Raw genomic sequence first — 14176 nt, forward strand, 5'->3', positions numbered from 1 at the left:
CCGCCGCTACCCGGCCGCCGGCGGGGGCCCGGCGGGCGCCGCACCCGGGCCGGGGGCCTCGGCCGGGGCGTCCTCCTTGACCTCGGTGACCCGGATCCGGTCCACCCGGCGGCCGTCCATCGCGGCGATCTCCAGGGTGTAGCCGTCGGCCACCCCGACCTGCTCGCCCAGGTCCGGCAGGTGCCCCAGCTCGGCCACGACGAAGCCGGCCACCGTCTCGTACGGGCCCTCCGGCAGCTCCAGGCCGGTCTCCTCGGCGAAGTCGGCCAGGTTCAGCAGGCCGTCCACCTCGATCGAGCCGCCCGCCAGCCGCCGGGTGGTGCTGACCTCCTGCGAGTCGTACTCGTCCCGGATCTCCCCGATGACCTCCTCGACCAGGTCCTCCAGGGTCACGATCCCGGCCGTGCCGCCGTACTCGTCCACCACGATGGCCAGGTGGTGGCCCTCGTGCCGCATCTCCGACATGGACGGCAGCACCCGCTTGGTCGCCGGCAGCAGCTTCACCGGCCGGGCCAGGTCCCGGACGGTGCGCGCGGCCACGGCGCCCGGCTCGGCGCCCCGGTAGAGGTCCCGGACGTGCACGAAGCCGACCACGATGTCGTAGGAGCCGTCCACCACCGGGTAGCGCGAGTGCGGGTAGCGGCTGACCTCCTGCCGCACCTCCGCCAGCGGGCGTCCGGCGTCCAGGAAGGTCACCTCGGTGCGCGGCACCATCACCTCGCGCAGCTGCCGCTCCCCGGCGGCGAAGACGTCGCCGATCAGCCGCCGCTCGTCGCTGCCCAGCTCGGTGTTGGAGGCGACCAGACCGCGCAGCTCCTCCGAACTCATGGCGTTGCGGCCCGCCTTGGGGTCGCCGCCGAGCAGCCGCACCATCAGGTTGGTGGAGCGCGACAGCAGCCAGATCACCGGCCGCAGCACCACCGAGATGGCGTCCACCATGGGCGCGGCCAGCAGCGCGATGGACTCGGCGCGCTGCAGGCCGATCCGCTTGGGCGTCAGCTCGCCGAGCACCAGCGAGACGTACGAGATCAGCAGGGTCAGCAGCACCAGCGCCGTGGTCGAGGCCAGGTCGGAGCCCATGCCGAGCTTCTCGAACAGCGGCGACGCCTTGGCGGCCAGGGTGTCCGCGCCGAAGGCCGCCGACAGGAAGCCCATGCAGGTCACGCCGACCTGGACGGCGGCGAGGAAGCGGTTGGGGTCCCCGGCGAGGTGCGCGGCCCTGACCGCGCGCTTGGTGCCGCGCTCGGCCAGGGCCTGGATCTGTCCCTCGCGCAGCGAGATCAGCGAGATCTCCGCGATGTTGAACAGTCCGCCGATGATGATGAAGATCAGGACCAGCCCGGCGTCCTGGAGGGTTTCGCTCACGGGCGACAGTCTAGGAAGTTTTCCCGGCCCGGCCCCCACCCGCCCGCTCAGCCGAGCGGCAGCCCGGGCGCCGGGTGGGCGTCCATCAGCTCCTTGACCTCGGCGCGGACGGCGGCCAGGGCGTCCTCGTCGCCGCTGCGGGCGGCCAGAACCGCCCGGTCGATCCAGGCGGCGACGGCGGCCATGGCGCTCCGCGGGATGCCGCGTGAGGTGAGCGAGGGCGTGCCGATCCTGATCCCGGAGGGGTCGAACGGCGTGCGGGTGTCGTACGGCACGGTGTTGTGGTTGACCACGATCCCGGCCCGGTCCAGAGCCTTGGCGGCGACCTTGCCGGGGACGTCCTTGCCGGTCAGGTCGATCAGCAGGAGGTGGTTGTCGGTGCCGCCGGAGACCAGGTCGAAGCCGCGCGCCGCCAACTGCTCGCCCAGCTCGCGGGCGTTGTCCACCACCTGGTGCGCGTAGGCCCGGAACTCCGGCCCGGACGCCTCCTTCAGCGCCACCGCGACCGCCGCCGTGGTGTGGTTGTGCGGGCCGCCCTGGAGCCCGGGGAAGACGGCCCGGTCGAGGGCGCGGGCGTGCTGCGCGGTGGACATCAGCAGGGCGCCGCGCGGACCGCGCAGGGTTTTGTGGGTGGTGGTGGAGATCACGTCCGCGTGGCCGACCGGGCTGGGGTGGGCGCCGCCCGCGACCAGACCGGCGATGTGCGCGATGTCCGCGACCAGGACGGCGTCCACCTCCCGGGCGATCTCGGCGAACGCGGCGAAGTCGATCGTCCTCGGGACGGCGGTGCCGCCGCAGAAGATCAGCTTCGGGCGCTCCTTCAGCGCCAGCTCCCGGACCTGGTCCAGATCGGTCCGGCCGGTGTCGGCGCGCACGCCGTAGCGCACGCCGTTGAACCAGGAGCCGGTCGCGGAGACGCCCCAGCCGTGGGTCAGGTGGCCGCCCATCGGCAGGGCCATGCCCAGCACGGTGTCGCCCGGCTTGAGGAAGGCCAGGTAGACGGCGAGGTTGGCGGGCGAACCGGAGTACGGCTGGACGTTGGCGTGGTCGACGCCGAACAGCGCCCTGGCCCGCTCCACCGCCAGCGTCTCCACCTGGTCGATGTTCTGCTGGCCCTCGTAGTAGCGCTTCCCGGGGTAGCCCTCGGAGTACTTGTTCTGCAGCACCGTGCCGGTCGCCTCCAGGACGGCGGCGGAGACGTAGTTCTCGCTGGGGATCAGCCGCAGGGTGTCGGCCTGCAACTGCTCCTCGGCGGCGACGAGCGCGGCGATCTCGGGATCGGCCTCGCGCAGTTCGGGGTGCCGGGTCTGCTGGGGGTTCGGGTGCTGGGGGTTCGGGTGCTGCTGCTCCGTCATGGCGGGGCCCCTCCGGGTCATCCGCTCCGTACGACTGTCGTACTGGAGGTCGACCCGGGTGCCCAGGCGGACGGCACACCGGTGGTCCTGCTCGGCCGCTCCCTCGTGGTTCCCTCCACGTGCGCCAGTCGCGGCCGCACCAGCCTAGCGGCGATCCCGGGAAACGCCCGTGCCCTGTCCGCTGGGCGGGACAGGGCACGGGCAGAGCGGCTGACGGATCAGCGGGCGGCGCTCAGATCAGGCCGAGGCCCTTGACCGCGTCGCGCTCCTCGACCAGCTCGTTGACCGAGGCGTCGATCCGGGCGCGGGAGAAGTCGTTGATGTCCAGGCCCTGGACGATCTCGAACCTGCCGTCCTTGGCGGTGACCGGGAAGGACGAGATGAGGCCCTCGGGCACGCCGTAGGAGCCGTCGGAGATGACACCGGCGGAGGTCCAGTCGCCCTCGGCGGTGCCGTTGGTCCAGGTGAAGACGTGGTCGATGGCGGCGTTGGCGGCCGAGGCGGCCGAGGAGGCGCCGCGGGCGTCGATGATCGCCGCGCCGCGCTTGGCCACGGTCGGGATGAAGGTGTCGCCCAGCCAGGACTCGTCGCCGATGGCCTTGGCCGCGTTCTCGCCGTTGACCTCGGCGTGGAACACGTCCGGGTACTGGGTCGCGGAGTGGTTGCCCCAGATGGTGAGCTTCTTGACGTCGGCGACGGAGACGCCGAGCTTCTTGGCGAGCTGGGCGACCGCGCGGTTGTGGTCCAGCCGGGTCATCGCGGTGAAGCGGTCGGCCGGTACGTCCGGCGCGTTGCGCTGGGCGATCAGGGCGTTGGTGTTGGCCGGGTTGCCGACGACCAGGACGCGGATGTCGTCGGCCGCGTGGTCGTTGATGGCCTTGCCCTGCGGGCCGAAGATGCCGCCGTTGGCGGAGAGCAGGTCGCCGCGCTCCATGCCGGCGGTGCGCGGACGCGCGCCGACCAGCAGGCCGACGTTGGCGCCCTCGAAGCCCTTGTTCGGGTCGTCGAAGATGTCGATGCCGGCCAGCAGCGGGAACGCGCAGTCGTCCAGCTCCATTGCGGTGCCCTCGGCGGCCTTGACGCCCTGCGGGATCTCCAGCAGACGCAGCTTCACCGGGACGTCGGCGCCCAGGAGGTGGCCGGAGGCGATGCGGAAGAGCAGCGCGTAGCCGATCTGGCCGGCGGCACCGGTGACGGTGACATTGACGGGAGTGCGGGTCATGATGACGTCTCCTGCTGGATACCTGGTGGAGGTCAGGTTTCGGCCGCAGCAGACTGCGCGGTCGAGGCCGGGTGGCGGTCTCGGACCGGTCGGGCACGCCCGCGTAGAGCCAGTCCCTGATCTGTCTCTTGATCTCAAGAGATCCCCGCCAGGTTATCCCAGAGCCGGGGGTGCGTGCGCCTCCTGGCCGGGTCTGCCCGCGCGGCCTTCGTCACGTTTCCCGAACGGCCATACCGGATCGGCATGAAGGCAGATCAGCACGGTACTGACGGCGTGGCGCCCGGCGCCCCCGCGGTCAGCCGGGGCCGGACGGCAGGTAGGTGAGCACGCGCGGGGGGCCGCCCGGGTCGTCCGTGCCCGCGCACGCCTGGACGTCGTCCACGACCGCGCACGCCTCGGCCCGGTCCGGGCTCCCAGCGGCCAGTATCGGGCTGTGGTCGGCCGACGCGGAGGCCCCGGCGACGGGGACGGTCGCCAGCACGCTGCCGTTGTCGCCGCTGATGGACAGCGAACGGAGGGTCATGCCCCGGGTGCCGCCCTGGGCGTGGGTCCAGACCGCGCCGCAGCGGGGGCTGTAGCGCAGCTGGACGATGAGCGAGTCCACGTCCACCGATCCGGCCACGGTGGCGCCCCGGTCGCAGCCGGTGGCGTACGGGTCGCGGCCCTGGCAGGAGGAGCCGGAGCAGCGGCCGGCCGTGAGCGCGTCCTGGTCCGGGCGGCCGGGGTGGCCGGACAGGCCCGGGCTGCCGCCGACGTCCGCCCCGGGCCACAGCGTCGGGGCGGCGATCACCCCGGCGGCGGCCAGCAGCAGTGCCCCTCCGGCCAGGGCGAACACAGGAACGAGGGGTCGCCGGGGTGTCGCCGACGGCCTGCCGGGCACAACCAGGGGCAGCGGGTCCGGCGCCGGGAAGGCCGTCGGCCGGACGGCGACCGGCACCGGCGGCGCCGGACGGACGGCCGGGACCAGCGCAACCGGCGGCGGAGCGGCGGGAGGCAGCGGATCGGGCAGCCAGGCCGCCTCGGCGACCTCCCACAGCAGCATCAGCCGGGGCGCGTCCGCGCCGGTGATCCGGCCGAGGCCGGCCACGGCGGCGCGCGGCGGGAACTTCGTCCCGTTGAGGTAGCGCTGCCAGGCGGACTTGCTGCAGGCGGTGGCCTCGGCCAGCGACTGCAGGCTGCGCCCGCTGCGGTCCTTAAGCAGGCGCAACTGCTCCACCAGCCGCCGCACATCCGGGTCGAGGCTGTCCGGCAACTGCTGCCAGTGGGTCACGTCCCACCTCCTGTCCCAGTTTCCTGAACTCGACGAGACGTCCCAGCAGGTCACAGCCTGGGACGTCCCATCTTGTCCCAGATTCGGCTTCCTGGTTACCGCTTTTGTAGTCGGTTGGCAACTCTTGGTCACAGGAGGGGCCACCGCGACCGGGCTGGCCTCCCGCCGCTGGGAAGGATGTTCTCGTGTCCGTACGTTCTGCAGGGAAGCGTCTGGCCGTGGGGGCCGCGACGCTCGCCACCGGCTTCGGCCTGCTGCTCTCCGTCGCCCCCGCCGCCTCCGCCGCCACCGCCCACACCCCCTGGGGCCCCTGGAACGACTGGGCCCAGCAGGGCACGGTCGCGGCCGGTATGCCGTTCCGGCACCACCACTGCGTGCCGCTGTTCGAGCGGGCCGACGGCCCGGGCGCGCCGCTGGTCGAGCTGGCCCCGGCGCTGGCCGACCGCCCGGCGATGCGTCCGGGGGTGCGTCCGGTGGCCGTCCGCTCGGTCCGGCACCACGGCCGCCGGCACCACCGCCACCACGCGCGCCGGGACCACTTCGTCCGCAGCCACGCCGTCCGCTACCGCGGCGCCGGCTACCAGGCGGCCCGTTACGACCTCGCCGCCTCGATGCACCGCACCGCCGCTCCGCGCGCCGCCGTCCCGCTGGCCGCCCGTCCGATGGGCCTGCAGAGCTACGCCGCCGGGCACCACGGCTGGGACCGGGGCTGGGACCACGGCCTGCGGCACCACCACCGCCACCACCGGGGCCACCACCGCCTGCACCAACGCCTGCGCCGCGGCTGACGGCCGGCCCCACACGACGGCGCCCCGCCCTCCGCGCACAGGTACGCGGTGGGCGGGGCGCCGTCGCCGGTTCCCGGTGCGGTCAGCCTCCGCCACGCCCCAGGAAGCGGGCGATCTCGTTGACGAAGGGCAGGGTGATCACCGGGTCCGGCTCGGAGGCCAGGGCCAGCAGGATGATGGCGACCCCGAGCACCCCCATCACCAGTACGTCGGTGAAGCGGCTGCGCACCGCCAGCATCCCCACGTCGGGCAGGGCGACCCGCAGCACGCAGGCCAGCAGCAGGGCGGCTCCGATGGTGACCACGCCCGGCCGGAACTGGTTCAGCGCGGTGACGGCGAGGCCGACGCCGACCATGGTGAGCACGATGACGATCGGCCACTGCCGTACCGGCACCGGGTGGCCGCTGCCCAGCGCCGCGGCCGACCCCTCGGGGGGGTAGGTCCCGGTGGTGGCGACCGGGTGGCGGCGGGACTTCGGCCTGGGCGCGTCGGCCCCGCCCGCGTCGGCCGTGCCGCCCGCCCCGGCGGTGTCCGGCGCTGCCGAAGCCTCGGGCGCGTCGGGCTCCGCCGGGGTTTCCGACGACTCAGCGCGCGGCACGCTCGGCCGCCTCGACCACGTTGGACAGCAGCATCGCCCGGGTCATCGGCCCGACACCGCCGGGGTTGGGCGACAGCCAGCCCGCGACCTCGGCCACACCCGGGTGGACGTCGCCGACCAGGCCGGTCTCGGAGCGGCTGACGCCGACGTCCAGCACCACCGCGCCGGGGCGCACGTCCTCGGGCTTGACCAGGTGCGGCACACCGGCGGCGGCGATGATGATGTCGGCCTGGCGCAGGTGGTGCGACAGGTCCCGGGTGCCGGTGTGGGTGAGCGTGACCGTGGCGTTCTCGCTGCGGCGGGTCAGCAGCAGGCCGATGGAGCGGCCCACGGTGATCCCGCGGCCGACGATCACGACGTCGGCGCCGTTGATCTCCACCTGGTGCCGCCGCAGCAGCTCGACGATGCCGTTGGGCGTGCACGGCAGCGGGGCGTCGATGCCCAGGACCAGGCGGCCCAGGCTCATCGGGTGCAGCCCGTCGGCGTCCTTGTCCGGATCCATCAGCTCCAGGACGCGCTTCTCGTCCAGGCCCTTGGGCAGCGGCAGCTGCACGATGTAGCCGGTGCAGGCCGGGTTCTCGTTCAGCTCGCGGACGACGTCCTCGACGTCCTGCTGGGTGGCGTCGCCGGGCAGCTCGCGCTGCAGGCTGGCGATGCCGATCTGGGCGCAGTCGCGGTGCTTGCCGCGTACGTAGGAGTGGCTGCCGGGGTCGTCTCCGACCAGGACGGTGCCGAGGCCGGGCGTGATGCCCCGCGCCTTCAGCGCTTCGATCCTTACGGCGAGCTCGGACTTGATCGCGGCGGCGGTGGCCTTGCCATCGAGAATCTGGGCGGTCATGGAGCCATTCTCCTGGATGACGGGGGGTGGCGGGCAACCAGGGCCGGTCCGGGCCGCCCGGGACGGACGCCCGGGGTCCGGTTGCAGTATCGGCACAGTTCCGCCGGGCCCCGCTCCGGCGCTGGACAGCGTCACCGGAGAAAGCCACCATGGGGCGCGAGAATGCGCTGCCTCCAGAGTCGCCCGCGAGGACGGGCTCGACCGCAGCGCAACGTACTCGGGGGGAACGTGAGCAGCTCGTACCAGCCAGTGGTGGTCCCACGCGACCGGCCACCACTGGATCAGCCGCACGGCCGCCCTTCGTACCACGAATCGTACAGCGCGCCGGACGGCGCCCGGGGGACCGCGCCGGGCCTGCGCCGGTCCCTGCGGGCCCGCTGGGCGCGCTTCGCCCGCTCACCGTACGCCGCCCCCGGCCAGGTGCTGATGCGCGGCACGGGCGCGGGCGTGGTCGCCCTGGTCGCCGCGGCCGTGCAGGCGCACGACAACCCCGGCGTGCTGTGCCCGCTCCGCAGGTTCACCGGCATGCCCTGCCCCGGCTGCGGCAGCACGTCGGTCTTCATGGACCTCGGCGCCGGGCATGTCGGCGCGGCGGTCCTGGCCAATCCGGTGACCGTGCTGGTGGGCGTCTGCCTGCTCTTCGCCCCGCTGGGCGGCGGCGCCTGGTGGTGGCGGCAGACGGCCCGCCGCCAGAACACCGTCATCGCGGTCGCGGCGGCCGTCTCCTGGGTGTGGCAGCTGCACCGGTTCGGTTTCCTGCCCGTCTGAGCGTCCGCCCGCTCCCCTGATCCCACCGCGCGTCAGCAGGGCCGGCGGTACACCCCGCCGTCCCCCGCCCCGCGCGTTCCCGCAAGATGTCCTGCCCGCTCCATTTCCTGCCCGGAGGCAGCTCCATGAGTTACCCGCCCGACCCCAACAACCCGTACGGCCAGCCGCAGCAGCCCAACCCTTACGGCCAGCAGCCGCCGCAGCCCAATCCCTACGGCCAGCAGCCGCCCCAGCCCGGCTACGGCTACCCCCAGCAGCCGCCGCAGCCGCAGCCGGGCTACGGCTACCCGCAGCAGCCGCCGGCCGACCCGTACGCCCAGCAGCCCGGCTACGGCCAGCAGTCGCCGTACGCCTACCCGCAGCAGCAGGACCCGTACGCCGGCTACCAGGACCCCTCGGGCTTCTACGCCAGCTGGATAGCCCGCGTGGGCGCGTTCCTGATCGACCACATAGCCATCGGGCTCATCCCCTACGGCCTGGTCTTCGCGCTGGCCCGGCCCACCACCACGATCACCTATGACAGCGCCGGCGCCATTCATTCGACGACCAGTGGCAGCCAGGGGCTCTACTTCTTCGCCGACTTCATCGCCTTCGTCGTCGTCGCGGCCGTGCTGGCCTGGATGAAGAGCACGATGGGGCAGTCCCTGGGCCAGAAGGCCCTGGGCATCCGCATGGTGCGCGAGGCCGACGGCCAGAGCGCCAGCTTCGGCCTGGCGTTCGGCCGCGAGATGGCCCACATCGTCGACGAGGTGATCTGCTGCGTCGGGTTCCTGTGGCCGCTGTGGGACGGCAAGAAGCAGACCCTAGCGGACAAGATCGTCAGCACGGTGGTCGTCAAGAACCAGTAGTCCGTGCCGTGACAGGCAGCGGCCCGCCCCCGGACGAACCGGGTGGCGGGCCGCAGTGCTGTCGGCTGACCGGCGGTCAGCCTCCGGTCAGTGGAAGAAGTGCCGGGCGCCGGTGAGGTACATGGTCACCCCGGCCGCCTTGGCCGCCTCGACGACCTCGCTGTCGTGGATCGAACCGCCCGGCTGGACCACGGCCTTGACGCCCGCGTCCATCAGCACCTGCAGCCCGTCCGGGAAGGGGAAGAAGGCGTCGGAGGCGGCGAACGATCCGGCCGCGCGCTCCCCCGCCCGCTCGACCGCGAGCCGCGCCGAGTCCACCCGGTTGACCTGGCCCATGCCCACGCCCACCGAGGCGCCGCCGGAGGTCAGCAGGATGGCGTTGGACTTGACGGCCCGGCAGGCGCGCCAGGCGAAGGCCAGCTCGGCCAGACCGGCCTCGTCCAGCGCCTCGCCGGTGGCCAGCGTCCAGGTGGACGGGTCGTCGCCGGCCGCGTCGATCCGGTCGGCCTGCTGCAGCAGCACGCCGCCGGTCACCGGCCGCACCTCGACCGCCGGGGCGGCCGGGGTGCCGCGCAGCACCCGGATGTTCTTCTTCCGGGCCAGCACCTCGACCGCGCCGTCCTCGTAGCCGGGGGCGAAGACGACCTCGGTGAAGATCGGCGCGATCTGCTCGGCCAGCTCCACCGTCACCGGGCGGTTGACGGCGATGACGCCGCCGTAGGCCGAGACCGGGTCGCAGGCGTGGGCCTTGCGGTGCGCCTCGGCGACGTCCGCACCGACCGCGATGCCGCAAGGGTTGGCGTGCTTGATGATGGCGACGCAGGGCTCGGCCTGGTCGTAGGCGGCGCGGATGGCGGCGTCGGTGTCGGCGTAGTTGTTGTACGACATCTCCTTGCCGTGCAGCTGCTCCGCCGCCGCGATGCCGGCGCCGCTGCCGTCGACGTACAGGGCCGCGGCCTGGTGCGGGTTCTCGCCGTAGCGCAGCACGTTCTCGCGCTCCCAGGCGGCGCCGAGGAACACCGGGAACCCGCTGCTCTGCGCGGCCTCGTCGGCGGGCGCGTACTCGCCGGCGAACCAGGAGGCCACCGCGACGTCGTAGGCGGCGGTGTGCGCGAACGCCTCACCGGCCAGGCGCTTGCGGGTGGCCAGGTCGAAGCCGCCCTGGCCGACGGCGGCCAGCACGTCCGCGTAGCGCTCGGGCGAGGTGACCACGGCCACCGAGGGGTGGTTCTTGGCGGCGGCGCGGACCATGCTCGGGCCGCCGATGTCGATCTGCTCCACGCACTCGTCGGGCGAGGCGCCGGAGGCCACGGTCGCCTTGAACGGGTAGAGGTTGACCACGACCAGGTCGAACGGGTCGACGCCCAGCTCGGCCAGCTGCGCCCGGTGCGACTCCAGCCGCAGGTCGGCCAGGATGCCGGCGTGGACCCGCGGGTGCAGGGTCTTGACCCGGCCGTCCAGGCACTCGGGGAAGCCGGTCAGCTCCTCGACCGCGGTGACCGGGACGCCGGCCGCGGCGATCCGCCCGGCGGTGGAGCCGGTGGAGACCAGCTCGACGCCGGCCGCGTGCAGGCCCTGCGCCAGCTCCTCCAGACCGGACTTGTCATACACGCTGACCAGGGCGCGACGGATCGGCCGTACGTTCTCGGAGGCGGGCGCGGGCTGGTTGCTGCCGGAGCTCATTGCCAAAGTCCTTTGTGGTTGGAGTGGGTGTCACGGAGTCGGATGCGCCGGATGCGCCGGGTCGGCGGCCGCCGGGAGGTAGCTGACCCTGCGGCCCCGGATGCGGTGGCCTTCGCGGGCCAGCCGGCCCACGGCCTCGACGAGCAGCCTGCGCTCGACCGTCTTGATGCGCTCGTGCAGCGCCTCGCCGCCGTCCTCGTGGTCGGCGTCGGTGACCTCGACCACGCCCTGGGCGATGATCGGGCCGGTGTCCACGCCCTCGTCCACCAGGTGCACGGTGCAGCCGGTGACCTTCACCCCGTACGCCAGCGCGTCCCGCACGCCGTGGGCGCCGGGGAAGGAGGGCAGCAGGGCGGGGTGGGTGTTGACGATGCGGCCCTCGAAGCGGCGCATGAAGTCGCCGCCGAGGATCTTCATGAAACCGGCCGTGACCACCAGGTCCGGCCGGTACGCCTCGGTGGAGGCGGTCAGCGCGGCGTCCCAGGCGGTGCGCTCGGGGTGGTCCTTGACCCGGTGCACGAAGGTGGGGACGCCCGCGCGGCGGGCGCGTTCCAGGCCGGCGATGTCGTCGCGGTCCGCGCCGACGGCCACGATCCGGGCGCCGTAGGCCGGGTCGGCGGCGGCGTCGAGCAGCGCCTGCAGGTTGGTGCCGGAGCCGGAGACCAGGACCACCAGGCGGGCCGCTCCGTCCTCACCCGCGCCGACGGGCGCGGGAAAGTCCACCTGCGGATCGGTCGGCGGGTACGCCACAGCTCGGTCCTCCCGTAACGGCGCGGCCGCTCCGTCGGCTTCCGTCGGCTTGAGGAAGCACGCAACAGGTACGAGCCGGGCTCTGTGAGGCGGACGCGGGGTGTCATCTCGTGACCGGCATCCGCATCCGCCGAACGCCTCGCGGCGGGCGCCGCAGGCCGACCGGGGGCCCTCGCCGAGGACCGCGGTCGTCAGCAACGATACCGGCACGGGCATCCGCGCCCGCACTCCCGGTCGGCGATCATGGGGTGGGGAGGCCCCACGGCGGGCACGGGGGTGAGAGGGTATGCCCTAAGCGGAGCCAAGAATCAGGAGTACGGCGAAGACGATGGTCCAGAAATCGGACAGCGGCACACCTCCGGAGGGTCCACGCGACCCCTTCGCTCCGCCACCCAAGGACGCCCCGGACCGGCCCTGGCAGCCCCGGGGCGGCGCGACCCGGCTCCCGCACGACCAGCAGGCCCCCGGCGGCACCGGTGGCCAGGACGGCGGCACGCCGGACGGCGGCTCCCCGGAGGGGCCCGGCCCCGGCGACGGCGGCGACCCGCCGCAGGGCTACCCGCACCGTCCGCCGCAGGTGCCGCCGCCGCACCCGTGGAGCCCCGGCTACCAGGGACGGCAGCCGCCCCGGCCGTACGGCCCGATGCCGCAGGGGCCGCGCTTCGACCCCAGCGACCCGGTGCAGCGCAAGGCCCGCTACGCCCTGCTCAGCGGCATGTGGGGGATCTTCTTCATGATCCTCGGTGTGCCCGACCTCACACTCCTGCTGTGCTCGCTGGCCCTGTACTGGTCCATCAGCTCGCTGCGCGGCAAGGCCAAGACGCCGACCTCCGCGCTCGGCGGCCCCCCGGCCTCGGCGGGCCCTGCCGGACCGGTGCCGCCTCCGGCGCCCGGCCGGTACGTCCCGCAGCCGCCGGCCCGGCCGCAGGTGCCCGCCGCGACCGGCGGGCTGATCGCCGCCGTCGTCGGGCTGGCACTGTTCGCCGGGGCGTTCGGGGTGCAGATGTACTACAAGAACTACTACGACTGCCAGAGCGACGCGCTCACCCAGGCCGTCTACAACACCTGCGCCACCAGCGTGACGCCCAGGCCGCCGGCCTGGCTGGTGAAACTCGGAGGCTGAACCGGCCGAACCCGCCGACCCCCGGGGCGGGGCACCCGCCGTCGGGGTCGTCGTCGGCGGCGTACCCACTGTCGGCGTACCCACTGTCGGCGTACCCGCTGTCGGCGTACCCGCTGTCGGCGTAGTCGTCGTCGGGGTAGTCGTCGTACGCATCCTCCGCGTACTCGGCGTATTCGGCCTCCCGGCCGCCGGAGGCCGGGAGGCCGAGACCCGGGCGCAGGCGGAGCAGCAGCGCGCCGGGGACGCCGATCAGCAGCGTCCAGCCCAGCGCGGCGAGTCCGGTCCACCAGGGCGCGGGGCCGACCCGGGCCAGCGCCGCCGTCCCCAGGGCTCCGCCGGAGGCGGCGGCGCACACCGCCGTCAGCACGCCGGTGCACATGGCCGCCGCCACGCCCGCGCGCACGGTCGCCAGCACGCCCCACTCGGCTGCCGCCCGCCCCAGCAGCACGGCCGCCACCGTGCCCGCCGCCACCGGCACCACCAGGGCCAGCAGCCCCCACGGCGCGTGTCCGGCCGTCGGGACCGCTGCGAACAGCGGAAACGCCGGGGGCTGGGCGGTGGTGGCGGTCAGCGGGGCGAACCGCCCGCCCAGCGCGAAGCCCGGTCCGAGGGCGTAGGCCGCCGCCCAGACCGCCGCATTGGGCAGCAGCACCGCGCACAGCAGCAGCAGCGCGAACCGCCCGACCAGATCCGGGGCGAGCTGCGCCGAGATCGTCCCGGCCGCGCCGAAGCGCAGCAGCAGCGACACCGCGAACACCAGCGCACCCCCGCCCAGCAGGGTCGCCCCGGCGGCCGCGGCGGTGCGCACGGCGGCTGCCGCGCCACCCGGCACGTACAGCCGCAGCAGCAGGTGGCGGGCCCAGCGCAGCAGTGGAAGCGCCCAGACGGGAGCGGCGATCCGGGGCAGCTCCGGGCGGACCGGCCCGGCTCCGGACCGCACACCGGCCGCCGCCGTGGGCAGTGCCACCAGCAGCAGGCCGCCGACCGCGCCCGCCGGGCGCAGGCCCGGCAGCCCCCCGGTGGCGTCGGCCACCGCCACCGCCGTCGCGCCCGCCAGCAGGTAGCCCGCGCAGATCCCAGCCAGCAGCGGTCCGGTCTGCGCGGCGTCGGTGTCCCGGGCGGTGTGCGCGGCGGCCCGGTACAGCAGGGCCACCGCCAGCGCGGTCAGCAGCAGCGGGGGCACATCGAGCGGGGTTCCGCCGTAGCGCAGGCCCGCGCCGTGCGCCAGCAGCCACAGGCAGGCGGCGAGGTGCAGCACACCGCCGCCGCCGGACTCCACGTAGGGCGAGACGATCCACAGGAAGAAGAGCGGGAGCGCGACGGCCGCCACCCCCGCAGCCGCCGCAGCGGCCCCGACGAGCAGCCCGGCGCGCAGCGGGGGCGGGGAGGGCTCGGCCGGTGCCGTGGGACGCAACCGGTCCACCAAGAAGGCCATGCCCCACTGTGCCCCGCCCGGCCACCCGTTGTGACCATTGACGTGGCGATTGCGGACATTCGCCCCAAGAATTCAGATATGCCACTCATCGGCTGTACGGCAGCTTCACGCCCCCACGCCCCCGGCGCACGCC

General features: G+C 74.1%; 13 protein-coding genes and 1 riboswitch. Of the genes, 4 read left to right on the forward strand and 9 right to left on the reverse strand.

All coding sequences use genetic code 11. The features are described from left to right. Positions 1-6: 6 nt before the first annotated feature. The 4 genes from GXW83_RS29640 to GXW83_RS29655 form a co-directional block, all read right to left on the reverse strand. The gene (locus GXW83_RS29640; RefSeq protein ID WP_182446106.1) at positions 7-1365 is read right to left on the reverse strand and encodes a hemolysin family protein; all 1359 of its coding nucleotides are present in this window, start codon (positions 1363-1365) and stop codon (positions 7-9) included. A gap of 47 nt (positions 1366-1412) precedes the next feature. Next, positions 1413-2720 (reverse strand): serine hydroxymethyltransferase, encoded by a 1308-nt coding sequence (gene glyA, locus GXW83_RS29645; protein WP_182446107.1) that lies wholly within the window; start codon positions 2718-2720, stop codon positions 1413-1415. 53 nt (positions 2721-2773) lie between these two features. After that, positions 2774-2862, reverse strand: a riboswitch (ZMP/ZTP riboswitch). A gap of 90 nt (positions 2863-2952) precedes the next feature. Continuing rightward, positions 2953-3942: a malate dehydrogenase gene (locus GXW83_RS29650; RefSeq protein WP_182446108.1), complete on the reverse strand. Its 990-nt coding sequence runs from the start codon at positions 3940-3942 to the stop codon at positions 2953-2955. Between the two features lie 295 nt (positions 3943-4237). Continuing rightward, the gene (locus GXW83_RS29655; RefSeq protein ID WP_182446109.1) at positions 4238-5212 is read right to left on the reverse strand and encodes an XRE family transcriptional regulator; all 975 of its coding nucleotides are present in this window, start codon (positions 5210-5212) and stop codon (positions 4238-4240) included. Positions 5213-5397: 185 nt separating this feature from the next. Between GXW83_RS29655 and GXW83_RS29660 the strand changes: the two genes are divergently transcribed. Next, entirely contained in the window at positions 5398-6000 is a 603-nt protein-coding gene (locus GXW83_RS29660) for a hypothetical protein (protein ID WP_182446110.1), read from the forward strand. A gap of 82 nt (positions 6001-6082) precedes the next feature. On the opposite strand, the gene GXW83_RS29665 is transcribed toward GXW83_RS29660, so the two are convergent. Together GXW83_RS29665 and GXW83_RS29670 are read right to left on the reverse strand one after the other, a co-directional pair. Next, positions 6083-6598 carry a DUF3017 domain-containing protein gene (locus GXW83_RS29665; protein WP_182446111.1) on the reverse strand — a complete coding sequence of 172 codons (516 nt, stop codon included), beginning with the start codon at positions 6596-6598 and terminating at the stop codon, positions 6083-6085. Further along, entirely contained in the window at positions 6585-7436 is an 852-nt protein-coding gene (locus GXW83_RS29670) for a bifunctional methylenetetrahydrofolate dehydrogenase/methenyltetrahydrofolate cyclohydrolase (protein WP_182446112.1), read from the reverse strand. The genes GXW83_RS29665 and GXW83_RS29670 overlap by 14 nt, the downstream gene beginning before the upstream one ends. A gap of 228 nt (positions 7437-7664) precedes the next feature. Between GXW83_RS29670 and GXW83_RS29675 the strand changes: the two genes are divergently transcribed. Together GXW83_RS29675 and GXW83_RS29680 are read left to right on the forward strand one after the other, a co-directional pair. Further along, complete coding sequence (locus tag GXW83_RS29675; protein ID WP_182446113.1) at positions 7665-8204, forward strand: DUF2752 domain-containing protein; 540 nt, start codon at positions 7665-7667, stop codon at positions 8202-8204. A 125-nt stretch (positions 8205-8329) separates the two neighbouring features. After that, on the forward strand, positions 8330-9052 hold the full coding sequence (locus GXW83_RS29680; RefSeq protein ID WP_182446114.1) for an RDD family protein: 723 nt from the start codon (positions 8330-8332) through the stop codon (positions 9050-9052). A gap of 87 nt (positions 9053-9139) precedes the next feature. On the opposite strand, the gene purH is transcribed toward GXW83_RS29680, so the two are convergent. Beyond that, entirely contained in the window at positions 9140-10735 is a 1596-nt protein-coding gene (gene purH / locus GXW83_RS29685) for a bifunctional phosphoribosylaminoimidazolecarboxamide formyltransferase/IMP cyclohydrolase (protein WP_182446115.1), read from the reverse strand. 30 nt (positions 10736-10765) lie between these two features. After that, entirely contained in the window at positions 10766-11458 is a 693-nt protein-coding gene (gene purN, locus GXW83_RS29690; RefSeq protein ID WP_225447580.1) for a phosphoribosylglycinamide formyltransferase, read from the reverse strand. 355 nt (positions 11459-11813) lie between these two features. Here purN and GXW83_RS29695 point away from each other — a divergent pair, with 355 nt between their 5' ends. Continuing rightward, positions 11814-12608 carry a hypothetical protein gene (locus GXW83_RS29695; protein WP_182446116.1) on the forward strand — a complete coding sequence of 265 codons (795 nt, stop codon included), beginning with the start codon at positions 11814-11816 and terminating at the stop codon, positions 12606-12608. Here the strand turns inward: GXW83_RS29695 and GXW83_RS29700 are convergent. Continuing rightward, the gene (locus tag GXW83_RS29700) at positions 12529-14043 is read right to left on the reverse strand and encodes a DUF6350 family protein (RefSeq protein WP_182446117.1); all 1515 of its coding nucleotides are present in this window, start codon (positions 14041-14043) and stop codon (positions 12529-12531) included. The genes GXW83_RS29695 and GXW83_RS29700 overlap by 80 nt on opposite strands. Positions 14044-14176 lie beyond the last annotated feature (133 nt).

Origin of the sequence: Streptacidiphilus sp. PB12-B1b (assembly GCF_014084125.1) — a bacterium.
GTDB lineage: Bacteria > Actinomycetota > Actinomycetes > Streptomycetales > Streptomycetaceae > Streptacidiphilus.

Bases quoted from the DNA above. Each gene is read 5' to 3' on its own strand.
- glyA (WP_182446107.1), bottom strand. From the start codon at position 2,720: ATGACGGAGCAGCAGCACCCGAACCCCCAGCACCCGAACCCCCAGCAG.
- GXW83_RS29650 (WP_182446108.1), bottom strand. From the start codon at position 3,942: ATGACCCGCACTCCCGTCAATGTCACCGTCACCGGTGCCGCCGGCCAG.
- GXW83_RS29670 (WP_182446112.1), bottom strand. From the start codon at position 7,436: ATGACCGCCCAGATTCTCGATGGCAAGGCCACCGCCGCCGCGATCAAG.
- purH (WP_182446115.1), bottom strand. From the start codon at position 10,735: ATGAGCTCCGGCAGCAACCAGCCCGCGCCCGCCTCCGAGAACGTACGG.
- GXW83_RS29700 (WP_182446117.1), bottom strand. From the start codon at position 14,043: ATGGCCTTCTTGGTGGACCGGTTGCGTCCCACGGCACCGGCCGAGCCC.
- GXW83_RS29680 (WP_182446114.1), top strand. From the start codon at position 8,330: ATGAGTTACCCGCCCGACCCCAACAACCCGTACGGCCAGCCGCAGCAG.
- GXW83_RS29695 (WP_182446116.1), top strand. From the start codon at position 11,814: ATGGTCCAGAAATCGGACAGCGGCACACCTCCGGAGGGTCCACGCGAC.